Source organism: Aeromonas schubertii (assembly GCF_000820105.1).
Lineage (GTDB): Bacteria > Pseudomonadota > Gammaproteobacteria > Enterobacterales > Aeromonadaceae > Aeromonas > Aeromonas schubertii.
On sequence record NZ_CDDB01000109.1, the window covers coordinates 69885 to 94854 of the forward strand.

Annotated in this window: 25 protein-coding genes; 19 read left to right on the plus strand and 6 right to left on the minus strand. The window is 64.4% G+C overall.

All coding sequences use genetic code 11. The annotated features are described in order from the left end of the window. Nucleotides 1-11: 11 nt before the first annotated feature. Nucleotides 12-1343 (minus strand): omega-aminotransferase AptA, encoded by a 1332-nt coding sequence (aptA, locus tag BN1133_RS19200; protein WP_050668055.1) that lies wholly within the window; start codon nucleotides 1341-1343, stop codon nucleotides 12-14. A 185-nt stretch (nucleotides 1344-1528) separates the two neighbouring features. Between aptA and BN1133_RS19205 the strand changes: the two genes are divergently transcribed. The 6 genes from BN1133_RS19205 (at nucleotide 1529) to BN1133_RS19225 (ending at nucleotide 6538) form a co-directional block, all read left to right on the plus strand. Next, nucleotides 1529-2071: a cupin domain-containing protein gene (locus BN1133_RS19205; RefSeq protein ID WP_050668056.1), complete on the plus strand. Its 543-nt coding sequence runs from the start codon at nucleotides 1529-1531 to the stop codon at nucleotides 2069-2071. A gap of 93 nt (nucleotides 2072-2164) precedes the next feature. After that, entirely contained in the window at nucleotides 2165-3661 is a 1497-nt protein-coding gene (locus BN1133_RS19210) for an aldehyde dehydrogenase (protein WP_050668057.1), read from the plus strand. Nucleotides 3662-3785: 124 nt separating this feature from the next. Continuing rightward, nucleotides 3786-3953: a hypothetical protein gene (locus BN1133_RS20400; protein WP_169793523.1), complete on the plus strand. Its 168-nt coding sequence runs from the start codon at nucleotides 3786-3788 to the stop codon at nucleotides 3951-3953. 80 nt (nucleotides 3954-4033) lie between these two features. Next, nucleotides 4034-4933, plus strand: coding sequence for an EamA family transporter RarD (gene rarD, locus BN1133_RS19215; protein ID WP_050668058.1), 900 nt, complete (start codon nucleotides 4034-4036; stop codon nucleotides 4931-4933). 84 nt (nucleotides 4934-5017) lie between these two features. Further along, nucleotides 5018-5818, plus strand: coding sequence for an AraC family transcriptional regulator (locus BN1133_RS19220; RefSeq protein ID WP_050668059.1), 801 nt, complete (start codon nucleotides 5018-5020; stop codon nucleotides 5816-5818). 87 nt (nucleotides 5819-5905) lie between these two features. Further along, on the plus strand, nucleotides 5906-6538 hold the full coding sequence (locus tag BN1133_RS19225; protein WP_050668060.1) for a LysE family translocator: 633 nt from the start codon (nucleotides 5906-5908) through the stop codon (nucleotides 6536-6538). A gap of 9 nt (nucleotides 6539-6547) precedes the next feature. Here BN1133_RS19225 and BN1133_RS19230 read toward each other — a convergent pair whose 3' ends face one another. Beyond that, a complete protein-coding gene (locus tag BN1133_RS19230; RefSeq protein ID WP_050668061.1) occupies nucleotides 6548-7165 on the minus strand; it encodes a chromophore lyase CpcT/CpeT in 618 nt (205 codons plus the stop codon). Nucleotides 7166-7373: 208 nt separating this feature from the next. Here BN1133_RS19230 and BN1133_RS19235 point away from each other — a divergent pair, with 208 nt between their 5' ends. Continuing rightward, the gene (locus tag BN1133_RS19235; protein WP_050668062.1) at nucleotides 7374-7727 is read left to right on the plus strand and encodes a cystatin domain-containing protein; all 354 of its coding nucleotides are present in this window, start codon (nucleotides 7374-7376) and stop codon (nucleotides 7725-7727) included. Between the two features lie 70 nt (nucleotides 7728-7797). Here BN1133_RS19235 and BN1133_RS19240 read toward each other — a convergent pair whose 3' ends face one another. Beyond that, entirely contained in the window at nucleotides 7798-8277 is a 480-nt protein-coding gene (locus tag BN1133_RS19240; protein WP_050668063.1) for a DM13 domain-containing protein, read from the minus strand. A gap of 276 nt (nucleotides 8278-8553) precedes the next feature. On the opposite strand from BN1133_RS19240, the gene BN1133_RS19245 reads away from it, so the two are divergent. The 8 genes from BN1133_RS19245 (at nucleotide 8554) to BN1133_RS19280 (ending at nucleotide 18351) form a co-directional block, all read left to right on the plus strand. After that, nucleotides 8554-8940 carry a hypothetical protein gene (locus tag BN1133_RS19245; protein WP_050668064.1) on the plus strand — a complete coding sequence of 129 codons (387 nt, stop codon included), beginning with the start codon at nucleotides 8554-8556 and terminating at the stop codon, nucleotides 8938-8940. Nucleotides 8941-9143: 203 nt separating this feature from the next. Further along, the gene (gene nirB, locus BN1133_RS19250; protein WP_050668065.1) at nucleotides 9144-11687 is read left to right on the plus strand and encodes a nitrite reductase large subunit NirB; all 2544 of its coding nucleotides are present in this window, start codon (nucleotides 9144-9146) and stop codon (nucleotides 11685-11687) included. Nucleotides 11688-11689: 2 nt separating this feature from the next. Beyond that, the gene (gene nirD / locus BN1133_RS19255; protein ID WP_050668066.1) at nucleotides 11690-12007 is read left to right on the plus strand and encodes a nitrite reductase small subunit NirD; all 318 of its coding nucleotides are present in this window, start codon (nucleotides 11690-11692) and stop codon (nucleotides 12005-12007) included. Nucleotides 12008-12063: 56 nt separating this feature from the next. Next, nucleotides 12064-12864: a nitrite transporter NirC gene (gene nirC, locus BN1133_RS19260; RefSeq protein ID WP_050668067.1), complete on the plus strand. Its 801-nt coding sequence runs from the start codon at nucleotides 12064-12066 to the stop codon at nucleotides 12862-12864. Between the two features lie 13 nt (nucleotides 12865-12877). After that, nucleotides 12878-14278: a siroheme synthase CysG gene (gene cysG, locus BN1133_RS19265; protein WP_050668068.1), complete on the plus strand. Its 1401-nt coding sequence runs from the start codon at nucleotides 12878-12880 to the stop codon at nucleotides 14276-14278. Between the two features lie 109 nt (nucleotides 14279-14387). Then, nucleotides 14388-15809, plus strand: coding sequence for a magnesium transporter (mgtE, locus tag BN1133_RS19270; protein ID WP_050668069.1), 1422 nt, complete (start codon nucleotides 14388-14390; stop codon nucleotides 15807-15809). A 231-nt stretch (nucleotides 15810-16040) separates the two neighbouring features. Next, nucleotides 16041-17237: an acyltransferase family protein gene (locus BN1133_RS19275; RefSeq protein ID WP_050668070.1), complete on the plus strand. Its 1197-nt coding sequence runs from the start codon at nucleotides 16041-16043 to the stop codon at nucleotides 17235-17237. Between the two features lie 217 nt (nucleotides 17238-17454). Next, on the plus strand, nucleotides 17455-18351 hold the full coding sequence (locus BN1133_RS19280) for a GGDEF domain-containing protein (RefSeq protein ID WP_050668071.1): 897 nt from the start codon (nucleotides 17455-17457) through the stop codon (nucleotides 18349-18351). Between the two features lie 32 nt (nucleotides 18352-18383). Here the strand turns inward: BN1133_RS19280 and BN1133_RS19285 are convergent, their stop codons facing one another. Beyond that, on the minus strand, nucleotides 18384-20345 hold the full coding sequence (locus BN1133_RS19285; RefSeq protein WP_050668072.1) for an LTA synthase family protein: 1962 nt from the start codon (nucleotides 20343-20345) through the stop codon (nucleotides 18384-18386). Nucleotides 20346-20524: 179 nt separating this feature from the next. Here BN1133_RS19285 and BN1133_RS19290 point away from each other — a divergent pair, with 179 nt between their 5' ends. The 3 genes from BN1133_RS19290 to BN1133_RS19300 all read left to right on the plus strand — a co-directional run bounded on the left by BN1133_RS19290 (nucleotide 20525) and on the right by BN1133_RS19300 (nucleotide 23216). Next, nucleotides 20525-22312, plus strand: coding sequence for a cation:proton antiporter (locus tag BN1133_RS19290; protein ID WP_050668073.1), 1788 nt, complete (start codon nucleotides 20525-20527; stop codon nucleotides 22310-22312). Beyond that, on the plus strand, nucleotides 22309-22872 hold the full coding sequence (locus BN1133_RS19295; RefSeq protein ID WP_050668074.1) for a DNA-J related domain-containing protein: 564 nt from the start codon (nucleotides 22309-22311) through the stop codon (nucleotides 22870-22872). Before BN1133_RS19290 ends, BN1133_RS19295 begins: the two co-directional genes overlap by 4 nt. 95 nt (nucleotides 22873-22967) lie before the next feature. Continuing rightward, nucleotides 22968-23216, plus strand: coding sequence for a hypothetical protein (locus BN1133_RS19300; RefSeq protein WP_050668075.1), 249 nt, complete (start codon nucleotides 22968-22970; stop codon nucleotides 23214-23216). Between the two features lie 39 nt (nucleotides 23217-23255). On the opposite strand, the gene BN1133_RS19305 is transcribed toward BN1133_RS19300, so the two are convergent. Next, on the minus strand, nucleotides 23256-23771 hold the full coding sequence (locus BN1133_RS19305) for a mechanosensitive ion channel domain-containing protein (RefSeq protein ID WP_050668076.1): 516 nt from the start codon (nucleotides 23769-23771) through the stop codon (nucleotides 23256-23258). A gap of 10 nt (nucleotides 23772-23781) precedes the next feature. Next, the gene (gene zntB / locus BN1133_RS19310; protein WP_050668077.1) at nucleotides 23782-24747 is read right to left on the minus strand and encodes a zinc transporter ZntB; all 966 of its coding nucleotides are present in this window, start codon (nucleotides 24745-24747) and stop codon (nucleotides 23782-23784) included. A 97-nt stretch (nucleotides 24748-24844) separates the two neighbouring features. On the opposite strand from zntB, the gene BN1133_RS20550 reads away from it, so the two are divergent. Further along, the coding region (locus tag BN1133_RS20550; protein WP_462477403.1) for a PIN domain-containing protein at nucleotides 24845-24970 on the plus strand (126 nt) is incomplete at its 3' end.

Genomic DNA, 24970 nt, shown 5'->3' on the forward strand with positions numbered 1-24970 from the left:
CCTCCGTGATATCAGGCCTGGGCCTGCAGGACATCCTGCAGCAGGTTGAAGAGTTGATCGATCTGCTCGCGCTCTATGATGAGGGGGGGCGAGAGGGCGATGATGTCGCCGGTCACCCGGATCAGGGCCCCCTTCTCGAAGCAGCGCACAAACACCTCATAGGCGCGCTTGCCGGGTGCTCCGGCCATGGGCTCGAGCTCGATCCCCGCCACCAGGCCGTAGTTGCGAATATCCTTGACGTGCTTGCAGCCACGCAGGGCGTGTACCGCCTCCTCCCAGTAACCCGCCATGTCACGCGCCCGGGTCAGCAGCCCCTCATTCTGGTAGATATCCAGGGTCGCCAGACCGGCGGCGGCGGCCACCGGATGGCCCGAGTAGGTGTAGCCGTGGAACAGCTCGATGGCTCCCTTGCCGGCGGCCATCATGTCGTCGTAGATGTGCCCCTGTACCAGCACGGCCCCCATGGGGATCGCCCCATTGGTGAGTCCCTTGGCGGTGGTGATGATGTCAGGCTGGACATCGAACTCCTGGGCGGCGAACGGCGAACCGAGACGACCGAAACCGGTGATCACCTCGTCGAAGATGAGCAGGATGCCGTGCTTGGTGCAGATCTCGCGCAACCGCTTGAGATAGCCCTTGGGTGGCAGGAGCACACCGGTACTACCGGCGATAGGCTCGACGATGACGGCGGCGATGTTGCTGGCATCGTGCAGGAAGACCAGCTTCTCCAGCTCGTCGGCCAGGGTCAGGTTCTCGTCCGGCAGGCCACGGGTGAAGGCGTTGCGGGCGATATCCAGGGTGTGGGGCAGGTGATCGACCCCGGGTAGCAGGGATCCGAACCATTTGCGGTTGGCAGGAATTCCCCCGACCGAGATGCCGCCGAAGCCGACCCCGTGATAGCCACGCTCGCGGCCGATGAGGCGGGTGCGGGTTCCCTCGCCACGGGCTCGTTGCCAGGCCAGGGCGATCTTGAGGGCGGTGTCGACCGATTCGGAACCCGAGTTGGTGTAGAAGACATGCTTGAAGCCGGGGGGGGCGATCTCCACCAGGCGGTCGGCCAGCTCGAAGGGGAGCGGGTGCCCCATCTGAAACGTCGGGGCGAAGTCGAGGTGACTGATTTGGGCCGACACGGCCTCGGCAATCTCCCGACGGCCATGGCCGGCGTTGCAACACCAGAGGCCGGCGGTACCATCCAGTATCTTGCGGCCGTCCTCTGAGTAATAATGCATTCCCTGCGCCGATGTGAGGATGCGCGGTGCCGCCTTGAACTGCTGATTGGCGGTAAACGGCATCCAGAAGGCGGAGAGATCCTGGGGCGTCTGTATCTCGTTGACAGGTTTCATGATCACCTCGTCCTAAGGTGTTTAGCTATTAATGACTAGCGGGTATTAAATTAAACACCTGAAGCCTGAAAAAGGGGAGAAGATTCGCCCCCGACTTATTGGTTCCAACCCATACGGGTGGTATAAGATAATTAACACAAATACAACAATAGTAAACAGCAAAGCAACAGAGGGAGTCTCTATCGATGGATATCGGCAATCGCCTCAAGGCGGTACGCACCAGGGCCGGGCTCTCCCAGCGCGAGTTGGCCAAGCGCTCGGGAGTAACCAACGGCTTCATCTCCCAGATCGAGAAGAATCAGGTCAGCCCGTCGGTCGCCTCTCTGCGCAAGGTGCTGGAGGGGATCCCCATGTCCCTGGCCAACTTCTTCACCGACGAGACCGAGATGGATACCGAGGTGATCTTCCGCGCCGACGAGATGCCCGATCTCGGCAGCCACCCCATCAGCTACCGGCTGGTCGGCCACAGCCGGGCCAACCGCACCATCGGCATGCTCAAGGAAGTACTGCCGCCGGGAGCCGACACCGGGGCCGAAATGCTGAGCCACGAGGGTGAGGAGTGCGGCATCATCATCGCCGGCAGCGCCGAGGTGACGGTGGGTGAGCAGGTCTATCTGCTGCAACCCGGCGACGGCTACTACTTCGACAGCCGTACCCCCCATCGCTTTCGCAACGCGGGAGATCAGGAGTGCGTACTCATCTCGGCCAACAGCCCGGCCACCTTCTGATAATGTTTAAGAAATTGTTACAAACACGATTTACTTCGGCCTGGTTGTTTAGCATAGTGATGCAATCGTGAGCCATCCGTTCAAGGAGCGAACATGTCCACTCTCACCCTGGCCGACTGGGAACAACGCGCCGCCACCCTGAAGATCGAGGCTCGTGCCTTTATCGACGGCGCTTATGTCGACGCCAACTCGGGCGCCACCCTCGACTGCATCAACCCGGCCAACGGTCGTCTGCTGGCCAAGGTGGCCGCCTGTGACGCTGCCGATGCCGAGCTGGCGGTACAGGCCGCACGCCGCGCCTTCGAGGAGCGCCGCTGGGCCGGCCTACCGCCCAAGCAGCGCAAGCTGATCCTGCAACGCTTCGCTGCATTGATGCGCGAGCATGTGGAAGAGCTCGCTCTGCTCGAGTCCCTCGACATGGGCAAACCCGTAGGTGACGCCATCGGCTATGACGCCCCGGCCGCCGCCAACTGCATCGCCTGGAACGGCGAGGCGATCGACAAGATCTACGACGAGGTGGCCCCGGTCGAAGAGGGGGCCCTGGCCCTGGTCACCCGCGAGCCGCTGGGCATAGTCGCCGCCATAGTGCCGTGGAACTTCCCCCTGGTAATGGCCTGCTGGAAACTGGGGCCCGCACTGGCCACAGGGAACTCGGTGATCCTCAAGCCTTCGGAGAAATCCCCCCTGACCGCCATCCGCATCGCCGGACTGGCCAAACAGGCCGGACTCCCCGATGGCGTCTTCAATGTGCTGCCCGGCTTTGGTCACACCGTGGGTGAGGCGCTGGCCATGCACATGGATGTGGACTGCATCACCTTCACCGGCTCGACCAAGATCGGCAAACACCTGGTGGAGTGTTCGGGCAAGTCCAACCTCAAGCGCGCCTTTATGGAGTGTGGTGGCAAGAGCCCCAACATAGTGCTGGCAGACGCGCCGGACCTCGAGCTGGCCGCCCGCACCGCCGCCTCGGCCATCTTCTATAACCAGGGTGAAGTGTGCACCGCTGCCTCTCGTCTGCTGGTGCAAAACAGCATCAAGGCCGAGTTTGTGGCCCGGGTGGTGGAGTACGCCCGCGAGTGGGTAAGCAGCAATCCGCTGGATCCGGCCACCCGCATCGGCGCCATGGTTGATGGCCTGCAGATGGAGCAGGTGCTCTGCTACATCGCCTCGGGCAAGGCAGAGGGGGCGACCCTGCTGCTGGGGGGTGAACGCTGCAATCAGGAGAGCGGTGGTTTTTACATCACCCCGACCATCTTCGATGATGTGACGCCCCAGATGCGCATCTTCCGCGAGGAGATCTTCGGGCCCGTGCTTGCCATCACCGGCTTCGACACCCTGGAAGAGGCGATCCGGCTCGGCAACGACACCTGTTATGGCCTCGCCGCGGCAGTGTGGACCTCCGACATCAGCAAGGCGGTGAAAACCTCACGCGCCCTGCGCGCCGGCACCGTCTTCGTCAACAACTGGGACGGTGGCGACATGACCATGCCGTTTGGGGGCTACAAGCAGTCGGGCAACGGGCGCGACAAGTCCCTGCACGCCCTCGAAAAATATACCGAGCTGAAAAGCACCTGGATCCAGCTCGATTAGTGCCATAAACAAGCACTCAGAAAACAAAAAGGGGGAATATCCCCCTTTTTTCATTTACCCCTTCCCAGACGAGGCCCAATCGATATAATCATCAATGTGGCAACTCTTTATATTTAATAGAAAAATGCTGTTTTTCATAGGAAGTGTGCTGTTTCTGGTCATCGGACTGCCCCTGCTCTTCTATGCCCTCGGGCAGGGCGAGGCCTATGTCACCTGGGGGCCCTGGATCTCCGCCATCGCCCTGATGCTCTGGCTGCTCAAGGATGTCACCAATATCCGCCGCGGCGGCTGACCCCCTTCTTTCCGGTTAACACTCCCGCTACACTGACGTTTTGTGATCCTCATCACCCATAACAACAAGGCGTCAATCACATGCAATCCGCTTCCCAACGTCAGGGGGTGATCTTTGCCCTGTCCGCTTACACCCTGTGGGGGCTGGCCCCCATCTACTTCAAGCTGATTAGCCAGGTACCCGCCGGCGAGATCCTGACCCATCGCGTCATCTGGTCCTTCGTGTTGCTGCTGGCGCTGGTCTTGCTCAAGCGTCAGTGGCACCGGGTGCAGGCGGTACTGAAACAGCCACGCCAACTGGCCCTGCTCGCCCTCACCTCGACCCTGGTGGGGGGTAACTGGCTGCTCTTTATCTGGGCCATCAACAACGGCCACATGCTCGATGCCAGTCTGGGTTACTACATCAATCCCCTGTTCAACGTGGTGTTGGGGCTCTTCTTTCTTGGCGAACGGCTGCGCCGCCTGCAGTGGGGGGCCGTCGCCCTGGCCACCCTCGGGGTGCTGGTACAACTGGTGGCCTTCGGCTCACTCCCCTGGATCGCTCTGGTACTGGCCTCGACCTTCGCCCTCTATGGACTCATCCGCAAGAAGCTGGCCCTGGATGCCCTCACCGGCCTGCTGCTGGAGACCCTGATCATGCTGCCGGCTGCCGCCGTCTATCTGTGGGGCATCGCCGACAGTCCCACCAGCCACCTCGGCGCCAATCCGGCCAGCCTCAACCTGCTGCTGGTCGCCGCCGGCCTGGTGACAACCGTGCCCCTGCTCTGCTTCACCGCCGCCGCCACTCGCCTCAAGCTCTCGACCCTGGGCTTCTTCCAGTACATAGGCCCGAGCCTGATGTTTATCCTGGCGGTGACCCAGTACGGCGAGCCTCTGCTGATGGACAAGACCATCACCTTCGCCTGTATCTGGAGCGCCCTGGTGCTGTTTAGCCTCGACGGGCTGCGCCGCAGCCGCAAGACGGCGGCCCCCGCTACCTGACCCCGAAGGCCCGCCAGGGCCTTCTGTTTTTGCGCTGCAATTTTTTACAAGCGTCCGCCCTCCCTTTGCGCTAAGAATGGGGCTATGGAATCAAGTACCCTCATCCGCTACTGGCAATCCCCCCTGCTTCCCGGGGTCGAGCTGTGCCGTGCTCGCCACCGGGAGTTCAGCTATGGCCGCCACGTCCATCTGGATTACCACATAGGCCTGGTGCAGCAGGGAGGGCAGAAGTTTATCCACAAGGGCAGCAGCCACCGGCTGATCGAGGGGTGCCTCTCCACCGTCAACCCGGACGAGATGCACGATGGCACCAGCCTGTTGCCGGAGGGGTACGAGGTGCGGGTCTTCTCGCTGCCCCCCGAGTTCATCCACCGGCTGCTACCCGGCGGCGAGCGTTTCTTTGCCACCTCTCTGGTACCCCGCCCCGACCTCTATCTGGGATTTGCCCGGCTGCATGCCTGCCTGGAGCAACCGCAGGCGGATCCCCTGCTGGTCGAGGGGCTGCTGCTCGAGCTGCTCGGGGAGCTCTTCGCCTTGCCGGTGCAGCGACACGCCCTGGCCGATCCCCAGTTGCGCTTCCTGCGCGAACGGCTGCTCGCCACCCTGGATCAGCCTCACACCCTGGAGGAGCTCGCCACCCAGGTGGGGCTCGATCGCTTCGCCTTCCTGCGCCAATTCAAGAAGCGCACCGGCATGACCCCCTATGCCTGGCTCAAACGGCTGCGGCTCGAGCAGGGGAAGCGACTGCTGGCGGAGGGGATGGTGCCGAGCGAGGTAGCCCTGGCAGTGGGCTTCTTCGACCAGAGCCACTTTCATCGGGGCTTCGCCCAGGCCTACGGCGTGACACCGGCCCGCTATCGGGAGCAGATGCGGCGCCCCCTGTGAGGCACGCCGAACCCGGTGCAATAGTTTACAAGCCATCATCCCCGCCAGACGGGAGACTGGGGACAAGTCAGATTGATGGAGATCCCCATGTACGCCTCCCTGTTTCTCACCCTGGGTGCCATGCACCTGGTTGCCCTCGCCAGCCCAGGGCCGGATGTCGCCCTGATCCTGCGTAGCTGTCAACATCGCCCCCTCGCCATCGGGGCGGCGCTCGGCATCTCGCTGGCCATCCTGCTCCACGCCACCCTGAGCCTCACCGGCATCAGCCTGTTGATCGCCGGCGCCCCCCTGCTGTTCACGGGGATCAAGCTGATCGGTGCCCTCTATCTGGGCAAGATGGCCTGGGGGGCGCTGCTGGCCGCTCGTTACCCCAGTGCGGCGTTTGTCACGACGTCGGAGGGGGCACAAGGGAATCTGCTGCGAGGGGTGCGCCAGGGGATGGCCACCAACCTGCTCAATCCCAAGGCATTGCTCTTCTTCATGGGACTGCTGGCGGCCATGGTGACGCCCGAGGTCGAGACGGGGATCCGGCTGCTGCTGGCATTGGAGCTGTTTATTCTGTCACTCGTCTGGTTTCTGCTGTTGGCCTGGGGCCTCTCCGGCGAGCGGGCCAAGGGGCTTATCGCCCGAGCCCAGCGCCCGATCAATCTGATCACGGGGCTGCTGTTTGGGGCCGTCAGCCTCTCCATCCTCTGGAGTCTGCTGCCTCTGGCCCCGTGATGAGGTGACTCAGGGGGTCACACGCAGATAGACATAGCCCTCGCCCGGACTGCCCCAGCGCAGGGTTCCCTGCTGGTCATAGGCGCGATCGAGCAAACGGATGTGCTCGGGACCGATCCAGATGTACTGAACCAGGGTGTCGGCACCGGCGAAGTTGGTGGGGCAGCGCCCAATCTCGTTGCGCCCCTCGTAGTGCCCGGAGGGGAGGCGGCGCAGGCGCAACTCGCAGCCGGCGCGGCGGGAGAGTTGTTCGGGGGTCAGGGTGCGCAGCTTGGCGGGATCGCGCCAGGCACCGGCGAAATCGGTCGCCTTGGGCATGGTGTATTCGACCATCAGCAGCTCTCCCCGACCGGCATCGGTGAGATGGAAGATACGCTGTCGAAAGGGGTGGGCGGGGCGAGCGACGAGGCTCTGCTCCAGATAAAGCCAGTAGCCGGGTCCTTCATGGGGCCATATGGTCCGAGCGTGCAACTCGGCGGCTTCGAAACGGCGATCCTCCTCGGCCTGGGTCCGGCTGCTGAAGTCACCGTTTAACCACCCCATCAGAGGCGGCAGGGGATTGCCCCACACCTGACCACATCCCATCAGCCATACCGCCAACCACCAGCGGCATCCTCTCCTTGCCATGACTCCCTCTCCCTCAGGACTGGCGCCATTATAAGCAGACTCCCGGTCGTCTCCCCATGTGGCGACACCCGCTTTGTGATCCTGGTCGGTTACTCGCCACATTCGCAGGCGATGGGGAAGGGGTCAGGCATTGTCGCATCCGGCCCCGCCATCCCCCCAATGGGGTCACCCCATGGCACAATGGTTTTTTTCGCACCAGGAAGAGCCCATGAAAACCCTGATAGCCATACTCCTCGGCAGCCTGCTTGGCGCCTGCAGCCAGGCCCCGCAGCCTCTCTCTTGTGACCCCGTTCCCGGAGGCTGGCAATCGATGCCTCAACCGGATGCCGAGGCCAAAGCAGCCCTGGCCCACGTGCTGGCTCAGATGAACACATCGGCTCACCTCAAGGGGATCACCCGGGTCGATCGCCAGGTGGTCGCCGGTATCAACTACGACATCGAGTTCATGCTGGATACCGGGGAGATGTGGAACACCCGAGTCTACCGTACGTTGCAAGGAGAGTACCGGATGACCCGCCCGGCCAGGCAGGGTGCCCTGCCGGCCATCTGTCCCCGGAATTAAGGAGAGATCGCTGGCCGGCCATCACGAGCTGACCCCAGCCCTCGCACCGAGCGGTACTCCTCCAGCAGGCTTACTCCCGGTAACGGGCGGCGGTGATGAACTGACCGAAACTCTCGCACCAGATGATGACGCTGGTATAGCGGGCCGGATCGACCTCAGGTGGAAGGGGGACGATAAAGTTATCGAAAGTCTTTACCGGCCCGACTCGCACCATCTGCCCCTTGAGGCGGGCAAAGTCGGCCTCGCTCTCCACAAAGGTCGGAGAGAGATAGAGCTGGTAATCGGGGCCGGGGGCGAGACGCCCCATCAGGGTGATGGCATCCGGCCCCACAGAGACCTCCCCTTCCCCCCAATGGAGACGATCGCTGTCCTTCAGATCCCGGCGGAAGGTGCCACGGAAGCTGGCCTCCCCCTGTGCCGATGCTACCTGCTCGACACTCGGTGCCGGCGGCGCCGTCAGAATGGGCAACACATAGATACCGCCGGCAAAACCGGCCGCCCCCACCAACAGGTGGCTGGCCAGCAGGGCGCCAATTCGAAGAGGACGCATAGAGACTCACTCCTTGATCAATCTGGGCTCACCCTAGCAGGGGGAGACCCCCTTGCCCAGCCTTCGCGGGTTATTAACCTGCCACACACTCTTGTCTGGCCCCTGCAATATCTGCTTACACTCTCGTCACCTCCGGGATTTGAATCCTTCCCCGCAGAATGGGACCATCACACCGCTGCTTATCAGCAGAGTCATCAACAAGCGGCCAGCCGCACCACAACAATAATCCCGGCGTTCGGTCCCCCCCTTTCGCCACACCCCATGAGTTCAGGCCCCATGAAAAAACTGTTTTTACTCCTGCCAACCCTGGTGCTGACCGCCTGCGCCGGCAATCTCACCTCCATCGACAAAACCAGCCCACAGGGACGCCTGGTTGTTATCGGCCAGTTTCCCCCCAAGCCGGAGAATCACTGCACCCTCAAATATAACGAGGAGATGTCCATGAACCTGCTGGAGCGCTACACCAGTGCCGGCATGGTCAACTCCGTCATGAGCAACAGTGCCGAGAGCCTGAAAACGGCAGATACGCACCAGGCGAATTACGTGCACATTTATCTGCCGGCCCAGAAGATGCTGTTCGGAGTCATCGACCTCAACTACAACGACAAACCCCGCACCACCTACTACGACTGCCAGTCCCTGAAGGGGCTGACTCGAACCTGACCGCGTCATCCCCTGCTGACGGTGGCCTGAAGGGCCACCAAACAGACCCATCATATACCCATTTGGATATAGCCTTTCATTTCAACAAGATACCTCCTAATGGATATATAAACTGACAATTGATTTGCATCAATTGTCCCCTGCGTCACGCTGGTTAGCCTTGCCTCAGCATTGTTGTTTTATTACTCCAACTTGAGGCAATCATGAGCAAAGTCAGACTGGTCGTTGTGGGCAACGGCATGGTGGGGCACCGCTTCATCGAAGAGCTGATCGAACGTGGTGGCGGCGACCACCACGAGATCACCGTCTTCGGTGCAGAACCCCGCCCCGCCTACGACCGCGTCCACCTCTCCTCCTATTTCTCCCATCACACCAGCGAAGATCTCTCCCTCGTCAAACCGGGTTTCTACGAGAAACACGGGATCCGGCTGCTGCTGGGTGAGGCGGTGAAAAAAATCGACAGAAATGGCCGCGAGATCCACTCCAACAAGGGTACCGTCGTCACCTATGACAAGCTGGTGTTGGCCACCGGCTCCTACCCCTGGGTCCCCCCCATCACCGGCAGCCAGCATCATGAGTGCTTCGTCTACCGCACCATCGAGGATCTCAAGGCCATTCGCAGCGCCGCCAAAGAGGGCAAGAGTGGCGTGGTGATCGGTGGTGGCCTGCTCGGTCTGGAGGCGGCCGGCGCCCTCAAGGCGCTGGGTCTGGAGACCCATGTGGTGGAGTTTGCCCCCGTGCTGATGGCCGAGCAGTTGGACGCCCAGGGTGGCCAGATGCTGCGCCGCAAGATCGAGTCCATGGGCGTACAGGTGCACACCGGCAAGAACACCCAAGAGATCCTGATGCACGGCGGCAAGGAAGCCAAACACCGCCTCGCCTTCGCCGACGGCACCTCGCTCGACGTCGATGTGGTGGTCTTCTCTACCGGCATCCGCCCCCAGGATACCCTGGGCCGCTACGGGGATCTGGCGGTGGCCGAGCGCGGCGGCATCGTCATCGATGATCAGTGCCGCACCTCGGATCCCGACATCCTCGCCATCGGCGAGTGTGCCTCCTGGCAGGGCCGCTTCTTCGGCCTGGTGGCCCCTGGCTACAAGATGGCCCAGATCGCCGTCGATCAGCTGCTGGGCGAGCAGAGCGCCTTCCAAGGGGCGGACATGAGCGCCAAGCTCAAGCTGCTCGGCGTCTCGGTAGGCTCCATCGGCGATGCCCACGGCCGCACCCCGGGCAGCCACAGCTACCTGTTCCAGGACGACCAGGCCGGTATCTACAAGCGCCTGGTGGTGAGCGAAGATAACAGCCGCCTGCTCGGCGCCGTGCTGGTGGGGGACGTGGAGGACTACGGCAACCTGCTGCAGATGATGCTGAGCGCCCTGCCCCTGCCGGAGCACCCGGACACCCTGATCCTGCCCGCCTACGCCGGGGCCAAGCCGACGCTGGGGGTCGACGCCCTGCCTGAGACGGCCCAGATCTGCTCCTGCTTCGACGTCTCCAAGGGGGATATAGCCCGCGCCGTGGCCGAGGGTCATACCACCCTGGCCGCCATCAAGCAGCAGACCGGCGCCGGCACCGGCTGTGGTGGCTGTGTGCCCCTCATCAGCCAGGTGCTCAACGCCGAGCTGGCCAAGCAGGGGATCGAGGTCAACCATCACCTGTGCGAACACTTCCCCTATTCCCGTCAGGAGCTGCTGCACCTGGTGAAGATCGAGGGGATCAAGAGCTTCCCCGAGTTGCTGGCCAGACATGGCAAGGGGCATGGCTGCGAGGTGTGCAAACCGACCGTCGGCTCCATCCTCGCCTCCTGCTGGAACGACTATGTGCTGAGCCCCCTGCACGCCCCCCTGCAGGACACCAACGATATCTTCCTCGGCAACATGCAAAAGGACGGCACCTACTCGGTGATCCCGCGCATGGCCGGCGGTGAGGTGACGCCCGAGGGGCTGCTGGCCCTGGCCGAGGTGGCCCGCGATTTCAACCTCTACACCAAGGTGACCGGCGCCCAGCGGATCGGCCTGTTCGGCGCCCACAAGGGGGATCTCCCCGCCATCTGGACCCGCCTGCTGGCGGCCGGCTTCGAGACCGGCCAGGCCTATGCCAAGGCCCTGCGCATGGTGAAGACCTGCGTCGGCAGCACCTGGTGCCGCTTTGGCGTGCAAGACAGCGTGGGCCTCGGGGTCTATCTCGAGAACCGCTACAAGGGCATCCGCACCCCCCACAAGATGAAGTTCGGTGTCTCCGGTTGTACCCGTGAGTGTGCCGAGGCCCAGGGCAAGGATGTGGGCATCATCGCCACCGACGCCGGCTGGAACCTCTATCTCGGCGGCAACGGCGGCATGAAGCCGCGCCATGCCGAGCTGCTGGCCTCGGATCTGGACCAGGACACCCTGCTCAAGTACGTCGACCGCTTCATGATGTTCTACGTGCGCAGTGCCGACAAACTGGAGCGTACCGCCACCTGGATAGGCAACCTCGAGGGGGGTATCGACTACCTGCGCGAGGTGATCATCGACGACACGCTGGGGCTGGCCGAACAGCTCGAAGCCGAGATGCAGCAACTGATCGCCACCTACGAATGCGAGTGGTCGCGCACCCTCTCCGATGAAGACGCACTGAAGCGCTTTAGCCATTTCATCAACAGCGACCAGCGTGACCCGGACGTACAGTTCGTCCCCGAGCGCGCCCAAAAGCGACCGGCCACCCCGGCCGAGCGTATCCCCGTCTATCAGATCGAACTGGAGAAGTGATCATGCAACTGGCCTGTCTACTCGACGACATACTGCCGGGCACCGGTGTCTGCGCCCTGATCGCGGGACACCAGGTGGCCCTGTTCCGGCCGACCGACGGGGAGTCACTGTTCGCCATCGGCAACCAGGACCCCTTCTACCAGGCCAACGTGCTGTCACGGGGCCTGATCGGTGAGCACGAAGGGGAGTTCTGGGTCGCCAGCCCCCTCAAGAAGCAGCGCTTTCGCCTGCGCGATGGCCTCTGCCTCGATAACCCCGCCGTCTCGGTTCCCGCCTATCGGCTCGAACTGCGCGGTCGGGAAGTCTGGGTCGCCGTCTGAACCGGATTGAACACGTTTCGGGCTGCCGACAGGCGGCCCTCTTAAGGATTCAAAAGATGTACACAGAAACCATCAACAAGTGTGCCGCCAACGCGGCCCGCATCGATCGCTTCAGCCGCCAGGACGGCTTCGGCTTCTGGCTCAGCTCCGCCATGGCAGGCGCCTACGTGGGGCTGGGCATCATCCTCATCTTCACCCTGGGTAACCTGGTGGATCCCGCCATCCGTCCCCTGGTGATGGGGGCCACCTTCGGCATCGCACTGACCCTGGTGATCATGGCCGGCTCCGAGCTCTACACCGGCCACACCATGTTCCTCACCTTCGGGGTCAAGGCGGGCGCCATCAGCGCCGGCGACGCCCTGCGCATCCTGCCCCAGACCTGGGCCGGCAACCTGCTGGGCTCCATCTTCGTGGCCCTGCTCTACTCCTACGGTGGCAGCCTGCTACCGGATGCGGGCAGCCTGGCCCACAAGGTGGCCCTGGCCAAGACCCAGGCACCGGCCCTGACCCTGTTTATGAAGGGGATCCTCTGTAACTGGCTGGTCTGCCTCGCCATCTGGATGACCCTGCGCACCGAGGGAGCCGCCCGCTTCATCGCCATCTGGTGGTGCCTGCTGGCCTTCATCGCCTCCGGTTACGAGCACTCCATCGCCAACATGACCCTGTTCGCCCTCTCCTGGCTCGGCAACCACTCCGAGGCCTTCACCCTGAGCGGCATCGGTCACAACCTGCTGTGGGTGACCCTGGGCAACACCGTCTCCGGCGTCCTCTTCATGGGCCTCGGCTACTGGTATGCCACCCCCAGAGCCGAGCGTCCGGTCGCGGCATCCACCGCTCGCCAGACCCAAACCGCCTGATCCGGAGGCCACCATGGACTACTTCCCCCTCTTCTGCCAATTGGAGCACAAACCGGTACTGCTGGTCGGCGGCGGTGAGGTGGCCGAGCGCAAGGCCCGCCTGCTGCTCGACGCCGGCGCCTGCCTGACCCTGGTCGCCCCCGAGGTGGAGCCCGCTCTCGCCGCACTGGCCGAGGAGGGCGCCCTGACCTGGCGCGCCGAGCCGTTTGCGCCTGTGCATCTGGAGGGGATGTGGCTGGTGGTGGCCGCCACCGACCGGCGCGAGGTGAACGCCCTGGTCTACCAGAGCGCCAACGCCCGGCGGCTGTTTTGCAACGTGGTGGACGACCCCAAGCGCTCCAGCTTCATCATGCCCTCCATCATCGATCGCTCCCCCCTGATGGTGGCCATCTCCTCCGGCGGTCAGGCCCCGGTACTGGCCAGGTTGCTGCGGGAGAAGCTCGAGGCCATGCTGCCCCAGCATCTGGGCAAGCTGGCGGCGTTTGCCGGCAGCCTGCGCGGCCGGGTCAAGGCACGCTTTGCCGGCCTGACCGAGCGGCGCCGCTTCTGGGAACGCCTGCTCGGGGCCGACCGCCTGGGTCAGGCCCTGGCCCGGGGCGACGAGGCAGCGGCCAGTCAGCTGGCCGATGCCCTGTTTGCCGAGGAGGGCAAGACCCACGGCGAGGTGGTCCTGGTGGGGGCCGGCCCCGGGGATCCGGGCCTGCTCACCCTGCACGCCCTGCGCCACATGCAGGAGGCAGACCTGGTGGTCTATGACCGCCTGGTCTCGGACGAGGTCATGGCCCTGGTGCGCCGGGATGCTCGCCGCCTCTTCGTCGGCAAGCAGGCGGGTAACCACTGCGTGCCCCAGGAGGGGATCAACCAGCTGCTGCTGGAGGAGGCGGGCAAGGGGCTCAAGGTCGTGCGGCTCAAGGGGGGCGACCCCTTCATCTTCGGTCGCGGCGGCGAGGAGCTGGAGACGCTGGTCGGCAGCGGCATCGGTTTTCAGGTGGTGCCGGGGATCACAGCGGCCAGCGGCTGCGCCGCCTATGCCGGCATCCCGCTAACCCACCGGGACCACGCCCAGAGCGTGCGTTTCGTCACCGCCCACGGCAAGGGGGGCACCCAGGATCTGGAGTGGTCCCTGCTGGCCAGGGAGAAACAGACCCTGGTCTTCTACATGGGGCTGTCGAGCTGTGCCACCATTCGCGAGCAACTGCTGGCCCACGGCAAGGAGGGCGACACCCCGGTGGCGCTCATCGAGCACGGCACCCGGCCGGAGCAACGGGTCATCCGCGGCACTCTGGACCAGTTGCCCGCCTTGGCGGTGGGCGTCGAGAGCCCGGCCCTCATCATGGTGGGATCCGTAGTGACACTCGCCGACTCCCTCGCCTGGTTCGGCTCCTCCCCCGTCCCGCTGCAAGCCAGCGCCTGATGTCTGCCAACGCCTCCCCCGGGAGGCGTTTCTCTGCTACCCCGCTTCGCGCAAGGGCCGCCGGCTCTGGTATTCTATGGCCCATCGCGCAGCCCTCAGGAATCCCTCCATGTCTCTCCCCATCAACAGCACCCGCCAACGCGAGCTGGATCGCGGCCGTATCTTCTCCCTGCTGCTGGACGACGATGCCCTCACCGACAGCCTGCTCGAGCCGGACCAGCCGACCAGCGCCGCCCTGCGCGACCAGACCAGCGAGCTGATCACTCTGGTCAACCGCCTGCCGGCTGCGGATCTCGCCGATACGCTGGAGTCGCTGCCACCGGACGAGCGCCATGCCCTGTGGGCCCTGGTCGAGGTGGAGAAGCGTGGCCAGGTGCTGGTGGAGGCCTCGGAGACGGTGTGGGAGAGCCTCATCAGCGACATGAGCGACAAGGATCTGCTGCGGGCCCTGCGCACCCTCGACATCGACGATCAGATCTACCTGGGCCAGTACCTGCCGCGCAACCTGATGGGGCGGCTGCTCACCACCATGGCTCCGGCCGACCGGGAGCGGGTGCGCGAGGTCATCAGCTACGGCAAGCACACGGTCGGCGCCATGATGGACTTCGAGCTGGTGACGGTGCGCCCCGGAGTCACCCTGGCCACGGTGCAGCGCTACCTGCGCCTGCGCGGCAAGGTGCCGGCCAACACCGACAAGCTGTTCGTCATCGACCGGCGCAACCACCTGGTCGGGGAGCTTCCCCTCACGACCGTGCTGCTCCACCAGCCCGAGACACTGGTGAGCACCGTGATGGAGCCAGATCCGGTCACCTTCGATCCGGAGGAGAACGACGAGGCGGCCGCCCGTACCTTCGAGCGGGACAACCTCATCTCGGCGGCGGTGGTGGATGCCAGGGGCAGGCTGATGGGTCGTCTCACGGTCGAGGAGGTGGTGGATCTGGTGTTCGAGGAGAGCGATACCGATCTGCGCCGTATGGGGGGCCTGAGCGAAGAGGAGGATCTCTACGCCCCGGTCGGTCAGGCGGTGAAGAACCGCTGGGCCTGGCTCGCCATCAACCTCTGTACGGCCTTTGTCGCCTCCCGGGTGATCGGCCTGTTCGAGCACACCATCTCCCAGCTGGTGGCCCTGGCGGCCCTGATGCCCATCGTCGCCGGCATCGGCGGCAACACCGGCAACCAGACCATCACCATGATAGTGAGAGCCCTGGCCCTGGAGCAGCTCCAGAGCGGCAACCTCTCCTTCCTGCTGCTGCGCGAGCTGGGGGTGGCCCTCATCAACGGCCTGGTGTGGGGTGGCATCATGGGGGGCGTCACCTTCCTGCTCTATCAGGATCCGGCCCTCGGCGCCGTGATGACGCTCGCCATGGTGCTCAACCTGTTGGTGGCGGCCCTGATGGGGGTGCTGATCCCCCTGACCATGCACCGCCTGGGCCGCGACCCGGCCCTCGGCTCCAGCGTCATGATCACCGCCATCACCGACACCGGCGGCTTCTTCATCTTCCTCGGCCTCGCCACCCTCTTTCTGCTGTGACCCTCAGGCCCCGCAGCGGCGGGGCTCTCTCCACTCACCCTCTTGCCAGGAACAGTGATGTTGCTCGCATCTTGAGCAAGGCACCCTTTGAATCCCAACCCTCCCTCAATAAACTTCATTCGCTAAGAAAATAAACCACTCCCGAAACCTGGCCGATGAAGCGTTGTGGCGGCCAACATCTGGAGCCCATCCCTGCTTCGGGCCCTTGGCCCCACTGGACAAGGAGTCCATATGGCAGTCACACAACTCCCCCTTCTCGGGCCGCTGCGCGGCTTTGCCGCCTGCATGGTGGTGCTGTTCCATGCCCGCTTGCTGCTCTTTCCCCAGTGGAAGGAGTCCATCGCCGGCGCCACCCAACTCATCGAGAATGGCTACCTCTGGGTCGATCTCTTCTTCATCCTGAGTGGCCTGGTGATGGCCCACGTCTATGCCAGGACCATGGCGACCAGACAGGTGCGCGTCATGCACTTCCTCTGGCTGCGCCTGACCCGGGTCTACCCCCTCTTCGCCACCACCATGATCGTGCTGATCGGCTGGGAATTGTTCAAACAGGCCCACCAGACAGGCTTCTACGCCGGCCCGCTGTTTCGGGAGTGGGGGTTTGAGGGGGCTCAGGCCTTCGAGTCTCTCTTCACGCCGGCGGCGGCGCTACCGAGCAGCTTTCTGCTGATGCAGGCACCGGCCGGTTATGGCCTGACCTGGAACTTCGCCGCCTGGTCCCTCAGCGTGGAGTGGATCAGCTACCTGCTCTTCCCGCTGCTGCTGCCGCTGGCCCTGAGTCGCAGTCGCTGGGCTATCCTGGCCCCCCTGGCCGCCATTGCCCTGCTCACCGCCCTGCTGTTCCAGCATGGCACCCTGGATCTCACCAACGGTGCCCCTGCGGTGGGACGCGGGGTGGCCGGCTTTACCATTGGCGTCTGGCTGCTGCGCCCGGTGCAGGCCACCCGACTGAGGCCCATTGCCCGCTCCGATCGACTGCTCGGCGCCCTGTTCCTGCTGCCGCTCATCCTGCTGCATTTCACCCTGACGCCCCTGCTGACGATGGCAGTATTGATCGCCTTCGTGGCACTGGTCTGGATCGCGGCCAGTCAGACGCTGCGCGACACACGCGTGTTCTCACTGCTGGAAAATCGCGTCACCCGCCTGCTGGGAGATCTCTCCTACTCCATCTATCTGTGGCACGCCGTCCTGCTGCTGACCGGGCTCGAGCTGGCACACTATCTGGCCCCCGAGGCGGTCGAGGCCTGGTTCGGGGTCACCGACCCGGTCAGCGGAGTGCTCGCCGTGGCGCTCTTTATGGTGCTGCTGTGGGGTCTCTCCTGGTGCAGCTATCACGGCATCGAACGGCCTGCCCAGCGCGCCCTGCGCCGCCTCATCAAGGCTCCCCGTCCCGAGGCCGCCAACGGGAGCGGAGTGACCGTGGAATAGACGCGGCCATCTATCCTCCGAAGAGAGCCGGCACCCTCCGGCTCTCTTTTCGCCACGGCCGGCTCCCCCTCACTACAACGAGAACGAAAATGGCGGCTATCTGCCTGTAACCTGATGCCAACGGCGGCAAATTCGGGCTTTGTGATAATCGACGCATCAAACGGCGCGCCATTGCGTTAGGCTTGCCTGTTACATCCGCGCATCAGCAAGGTCATCGATGTCTCTTCTTCATCTCGATATCCGCCCCACTCGCCTGCCCCATCTCACGGCGGGGAGACGCTGGAGCCTCGCTCTCCTGATCGGGGCCATGCTACTCATCACCACCACCCATCTGATCATGCTGCCTCACTTCGGGGGGGAACGTATTCATCTGGTCAGCCTCGGCTTCGAGCTGCTCAACTGGTGCACCCTCGCCTTCATGTTCTGGGTGGTGCAGTGCGCCCGGCTACAACGGCTGGCCTATCTGCTGCTCAGTACCGGCATCGGGATCTGGCTGCTCGGCGCTACCTTCGACCTGCTCGACGAGGTGGTAGCCCAACCCCTCTGGATCGCCATCTTTGCCGAAGACATGCTGCGCAGCATCGGCATGCTGCTCAGTGCCCTCGGCATACTCCACACCATGAGCTATGTCGGCGAGATCCACACACGACTCAATGATCAGGCCCACTGTGACGAGCTCACCGGCCTGCCCAACCGGCGCAGCTTCGCAGAGCGACTGGGAGAGACGCGCCAGGCCCTGCTCCTGCTCGATCTGGATCACTTCAAGGGGATCAACGATCGCTTCGGCCACGCCAGCGGCGATCAGGTGCTGCGTCGTTTCGGGACCCTGTTGCGGGAGGCATGCCCGACCGGCGCACTGGCGGCCCGTATCGGGGGGGAGGAGTTTGTGTTGCTGCTTCCCGCCGGTGAGCGTGCCGACCTGCTGGCCCTGGCCGAGCGCCTGCGCCTGTCGACGCAGGCCATCGTACTGGATGACGGCACCCCCTTGACGGTCAGCCTGGGGGTCGGATTACAGGGCAAGGATGAGACGCTGGAGCAGCTGTTTCGACGTGCCGATACGGCTCTCTATCGGGCCAAGATGGCAGGACGGGACCGCAGTGAGTGGGCCGACTAGCTCAATGAGAGAGGGGGCCAGGCCCCCTCTCGCTATCCCCGCTTTTCCGCCTGCCCAGGCAGGCGATAGAGCCCCTGCTGGTAGGCCAACCCACTCCACAGGGACCAACCGAGCGCCCGCTCCTTGAAGGCCGCACTCTGATCCGTGGCCGTGAGCCGCTCCCCTGTCGGGTCATAGACAAAACCCTGGGCACCCTGCTCCGGTTGCAGGATCACCACCTGATTGCCCTCCATCAGGGCGAAGTTCTTGTCGTATTGCATCAGGGCCCGCCCCGGCCAGTCGTCCGGCATGCGGGTGAGATCGCGCCCCAGCATGGGGTAGTCGGCGCTCACCCCCATCAGGGAGAGCAGGGTCGGCCCCATATCGATCTGGCTCACCACCCGCTTGTCGCGGCGCGCAGCCACCCCCTCCCCGAGGATGAGGCCGGGAATGCGGAAACGGGGGATGGGCACCAGGTCGGCGCCACTCACCCGGCTGTCATGGTCGGCAATGACCAGAAACAGGGTGTCCTTCCAGTAGGGGGCCTGTTTGGCCGCCTTGAAGAACTCACCCACCGCATAGTCGGCGTATTTGGCGGCGTTGTTGCGGGTCGCCTTGGGCTCTTCATAGAGCTTGATACGCCCGTCGGGAAACTCGAAGGGATCGTGGTTGCTGGAGCTGAAGACCAGGCTGAAGAAGGGCTTGCCCTCCCGATGCAGGGCTGTGAACTCCGCGTTGGCCTTGCGCATCAGATCCTCATCGCTGGCCCCCCAGGAGCCGACGAAGGCCGCATCCTTGAAGTCCTTCTGCTCGACAATACGGGAGAAGCCGTTGCCGAGGAAGAAGCTGCGCATGTTGTCAAAATGGCTCTCGCCCCCATAGAGGAAGCTGGTGTCATAGCCACGATCCCGCAGCAACTGGGCCAGGCTGAAGAAGCCGGTCTGGCTCTTGTCCAGCTTGACCACTGCCTGGGCCGGAGTGGGGGTGAAACCGGTCACTACCGCCTCGATGCCACGCACCGAGCGTGTACCGGTGGCATAGAGCTGATCAAATGCCCACCCTTCACGGCTCAGGGCATCGATGTTGGGGGTCAGCGGCAGGCCGCCGAGAGAGCCCACGAAGCGCGCCCCCAGGCTCTCTTGCAGTATGATCACCAGGTTCTTCGGCCTGCCCCGATAAGTCGCCACGTTGCGGGAAAGCGAGGGGATCTCGGCCGAGACGAAGTCGCCTTCGGGGCGGCCGCTCTGCTCACGCATCAGGGCGATGACCCGGTCGCTGGGCAGCTTGCCGTAGTACTGGCCGGGGTCCTCTTCGTTTTTGAGCTGCTTGAGGGCAAACACCACCGAGTAGCTGGAGTTGAGCGGCAGGGTATTGATCAGGGGGTCGGTGGAGAAGGCCACCAGCGCCGGGTTGAGGGCGCGATGACCCAGGGTTGAGCGGCCACCCAGAATGGCCAGCCCCAGCACCAGCACCGCCAGCAGGGGGCGCCAGTACCAGCGCGGCATAGTCATGGTGCGGGTCAGACGACCCGAGGCCCACCAGCCTGCGGCCAGCACCAGCAGGGTCGCCACCAGGCTGGTGATCAGCTCGACGGGGCGCCCGCTCCAGAGCATGGCGAGCACCTCCTTCGGATAGATGAGGTATTCGACGAAGAGGCGGTTGGGGCGAAAGCCATACTCCTCGATGAAGGCGGGGGTGGCCAGCTCGAGAAACAGCAGTAACCAGAGCCCCAGCGTCAACCAGAGACGCAGCACGACGCGCCAGAGCCGGCCCACCAGGTGGTCACCACCGAGCAGCACGGTAAAGAGCAGAGGCACGCCCCACAGCCAGCAGAGGGTGGCCACATCGACCCGGGTCCCCTGCAGCATCACAGGCCACCAGCCATCCACGGCAGCCATGCGATCCGACAGCCAGAGAGCCAGACCCAGTCGGCTGGCCGCCAGTGCCAGCAGTGAAAAGAGCGCAAAACAGCCGACGGGCCAGAAGGGGCCCATCCAATTCCGGATACGAGACATAGAGTTCCTGAGATTGCCTGACGAGCCCCATCCCGGGGCACTGCCGTTATCGTTACGTCAATATGACAGCGGTCGGCACGATTCGTTTCACCCTTTCGTCAGTTTCAGTTCAGCATTGTGATTGACAGCCCAACCCGTTGGACGGGTAGGCTAGTAGCGCATCCTCATTTGGAGTCCCTATGACTGCTCTCTTTCTCGCGGGTATCGCCCTGGTCTCTGTGCTGGCCCAGTGGCTGGCCTGGGCACTGCGTCTGCCGGCCATCCTGTTTCTGCTGCTCACCGGCCTGTTGCTGGGGCCGGTCGGCGGCCTGCTCGACCCCGATGCCCTGCTCGGGGATCTGCTGTTTCCCCTGGTCTCCCTCTCGGTGGCCGTGATCCTGTTCGAAGGGGCGCTGACCCTGCATCTGGCCGAACTCAAGGGGATCGGCAAGGTGGTGCGCAACCTCTGTTCCCTTGGCATGCTGGCAAGCTTCGTCGTCATCGCCGGCGCCGGCTACGGTCTGCTTGGGCTGGATCTGCGGGTGGCCCTGTTGCTCGGGGCCGTGCTGGTGGTGACCGGGCCGACCGTGATCGCCCCCATGCTCAACGTCATTCGCCCGGTGAAAGAGGTGGATCGCATCCTGCGCTGGGAGGGGATCGTCATCGATCCCATCGGAGCCCTGTTTGCGGTGCTGGTGTTCGAGGCCATCATGCTGGGCAGCAAGGGGGATCTGGTTGGCCACACCCTGTTTGCCCTGGCCAAGACGGTCGCCATCGGCAGCGCCATCGGGGTGGCGGTGGGCTGGCTCACCACCCTGCTGATCCGCCGTGACTGGCTGCCGGTCAGCCTGCACAAGTTTGGGGTGCTGGCCCTGGTGCTCGCCAGTTTCACCCTCTCCAACTGGCTCGGCCACGAGTCCGGGCTGCTGGCGGTCACCGTGTTCGGCATCTGGCTGGCCAACCAGGAGGGGCTGGACCTGGAGGAGGTGCTCACCTTCAAGGAGGATCTGGCGGTGATCCTCATCTCGTCGCTCTTCATTTTGCTGGCGGCACGGCTCGATCTGGCCCAGCTCTGGGCCATGGGCCCCATGGTGCTGGTCCTGCTGCTGGTGGTACAGCTGGTGGCCCGCCCCCTCTGTATCCTGGTCTCGACCCGGGGATCGGATCTCTCCTGGCGGGCCCGCGCCCTGCTCGCCTGGATCGCCCCCCGCGGCATCGTCGCGGCGGCGGTAGGCTCCACCTTCGCCCTGAGCCTGGAGCAGGCCGGCGTCCCGGATGCCGACAAGCTGGTGCCCCTGGTATTCGCCGTCATCATCGCCACCGTGGTGCTGCAGAGCCTCACCGCCACGCCGCTGGCAGCCCTGCTCGGCCAGCGCCAGAAGGAGCCTGACACCTGGCTCATCATAGGCGCCAACTCGGTGGCCCGCGCCATTGCCCGGGCCCTGGCGGACCAGGGCGTGAGCGTACATCTGACCGACCCGGCCTGGGAGCACTGCAAGCTGGCACGCATGAGCAATCTCCCCTGCTACTTCGGCGCCCCCCAGTCGGAGCATGCCGAGCGCCACCTGCCCCTCACCAGCCTCAGCACAGTGCTGGCCCTGTCGCCGGATCGCCACAGCAACGCCCTCGGGATACTGCACTTTGCCCACCAGCTGGGGGAGGAGAAGGTCTTCTCCCTGCGCTCCAGCGAGCAACACGGCAAGGCCAACCGGGAGAGCGCCACCTTCCGCGCCCGCCAGAACCTGTTCGGCCCCGACATCACCTTCGCCCGTCTCGGTGGCATGCTGGGGCGCGGCGGCCAGATCAAGGGAACCCGCCTCTCCGACACCTTCGACTGGGCCGCTTACCAGGCCGCCAACCCGGGCGCCCTGCCCCTGTTCGTGCTGGCACCGGGCAAGACCCCGCGTATCGTGACCAACGAGGAGCCGGCCGTCCCCCTGGCCGGGGATCTGGTGATCGCCCTGCAACCGGCCCGGGAGGAGGCGTGAGCGACAACCCGCTGAAGCTGGCGGTGCTGGCGCGCCTGCGCCATCCCGGTATCGGCTGGAAAATTCACGAACTCTACGGAGAGCTCAAGGGCGCCGGCGAACTGCCGCCCCTGGGGGGCGAGGGGGATCTGGCCCTGTTTCGCAGCAACTTCGCCCTGATGAACGCCCTCTACACCCTGCAGGGGGAGCTGGCCGCCGAGGGGTGGTACCTGCAACTGGACAGCCTCGACATCCGGCTGCTGCCCCTGACGACCCGGCTTCCCGAGACCGGCTCGGCCCTGCGCGACTACTATCTGGACTGGTCCAACTGCTGGCAAACCGACACTGAGGAGGTCGATGCCCTGCTCGCCGACTTCTGGCGTCGCTATGCGGCCACGCCGAGCGAGTCCGAACGGTGCGAGGCGTTGACTCTGTTCGGGTTGGAGGAGGGGGCCACCACCGAACGGATCCGCCGCCGCTGGCGCGAACTGGCCCTGACCCACCATCCGGATCGGGGGGGCGATGCCGAGACCTTTATCCGGCTGCGCTGGGCCAGGGAACGACTCCTTGGCAACGGCTGAAGACAGTGCGCCCCCAGAGGCAGCTCCGACCGTCTGGTCACAGGCCTGGGCTCCTCACTACACTCAGAGGGTGTTGCCAAGGGGAGGAGGAGAAGATGACCATCAGTGAACTGCGCACCCTCTATCAGCAGGGGCGACTGCACGAGGCCGAGATCATCCACGAAACGACGCTGCCCGGCTGGCAGGTTGAGTTTCGCGACGACGACGGGGCCCTGTTCGAGCTGACCGACACCCTGGGCTGCCCACTCTGCTTTGGTTCGGTGGAGGAGGCGCGGGCCCATATCCACAAGGTGGCCGACTGCCCGATCCAGGAAGATCACCTCTACCGCTTCTTCGAGCGCTGAGGCACCAAGGCTCCCGTCGGGAGCCTTGTCGTTTCTGCATTACTCCGGCTGACTCGCGGGCCCCTGCCCCTCCAGCTTGCGCACCGGCTTTTGCAGGATCAGATTGGCCGGGTAGGTAACGCTGTCACCGTTGTCATCGCGCAGACGCACATAGAAGAGGCCGATCTCGCTGATGACACCGGTCACTGAGTCATCCTTGTCGAGAATACAAATACGATCGCCGATGCGATAGGGAAAGGCGAAGAAGATGGTGATGCTGGCGGTGATGTTGGAGAGGATCGACCACTGGGCCACCATGGCGACCCCCAGCACCGCGAAGAAGGAGGAGGCGAGCACCACCAGGCGGGCAAAATCGAGCCCCCATACCCCGGCCAACACCAGCAGGGTGGCGCAACCGAGCAGGAAGTGGAACACGTGCTCCACGTAGAGGACCCGGGTCTCGCTCACCTGACGCGCCTGACCGATGGCCAGCAGGCTGCGGTGGATGAGCCGGCGCAGCAGCAGGTGGGCGGCCACCAGGGCCAGGGTCAGGCCAAAGGCACTCCATGCACTCATCACTCTCTCCTCACCACCAGCGCCGCAGCTTGAGCCAGACGGCAAGCAAGCCCCCCATGGCCAGCAGGGTCGCACAGAAGACCCAGAAGGCGGTCGGGCTCTCGGCCCCGGGCATGCCACCCAGGTTGATACCAAACAGACCGGTGAGGAAGGAGGCCGGCAAGAACAAGAGCGCCATCACCGACATCTGGTAGGCGCGGCGATTGGTCGCCTCGGCCATCAGGTTATTGACCTCGTCCGCCAGCACGGCGCTGCGGGCAATGCCGGCGTCGAGATCGTCGAGCCAGCGACGCAGCCGATCGGCAATGTCGAGCAGGCGGCGCCGGTCATCCTCGTCGAGCCAGCTGATCTTCTCGTTGGCCAGCCGGGCCACCAGATCCCGCTGGGGAGAGAGATAGCGACGGATCAGGATGAGCTGCTTGCGGATGCGACCGAGTCGACCATTGCCGGGCATCTGCCGCGAGAGCACCAGCTCCTCGAGTTCGAGGATCTCGTCGTGAAGATCCTCCACAAACTCGCCGGCCCGATCGGTCAGGGCATCGCACACCTCCACCAGCCAATCGGCCGGGTTGGCGGGCCCCACTCCCTGCTGTAGCGACTCGAACACGTCCTGCTCAGAGAGCAGAGGACGCCGCCGGCTGCTGATGATGAGGTCCGGGGTGATGAAGATACGCAGGGCCACCATCTCCTCGGGGCGCTGTCCCTGGTTGTGGTTCACTCCACGCAGGATGAGGAGCACCGTCTCCCCCAACTTGATCAGCTTGGGGCGACTGCTCTGGCCGAGCAAGGCCTCACGGGCCGCCTCCCCGAGCAGGGGGGTCTGCATCAACCAGCGCGCCGACTCCGGGTTGCCATAATCCAGATGGACCCAGGCCGCCCCCTGGGCTGGCAGTTCACTGGCCGACGCCAGGGGCTGCATGCCCCCCTGGCCATCCAGGGTCAGGCTGTAAATGGTATCGCTCGGCACTCTGTCCATGGGGCACTCCTCTGGTGGCGGCGTCGACAGCTTACACTAAAGGGCCTGTGCGCTCAGCCGTGCTATCATCCCTCTCCCATCAGTCGAGGAGCACACCATGACCATCTGGGTCGATGCCGATGCCTGTCCCGTGGTGATCAAGGAGATCATCTATCGCGCCGCCCACCGCACGTCGACGGCGGCAGTCTTTGTCGCCAACGCCCCCCTGCGCCTTCCCCCCTCC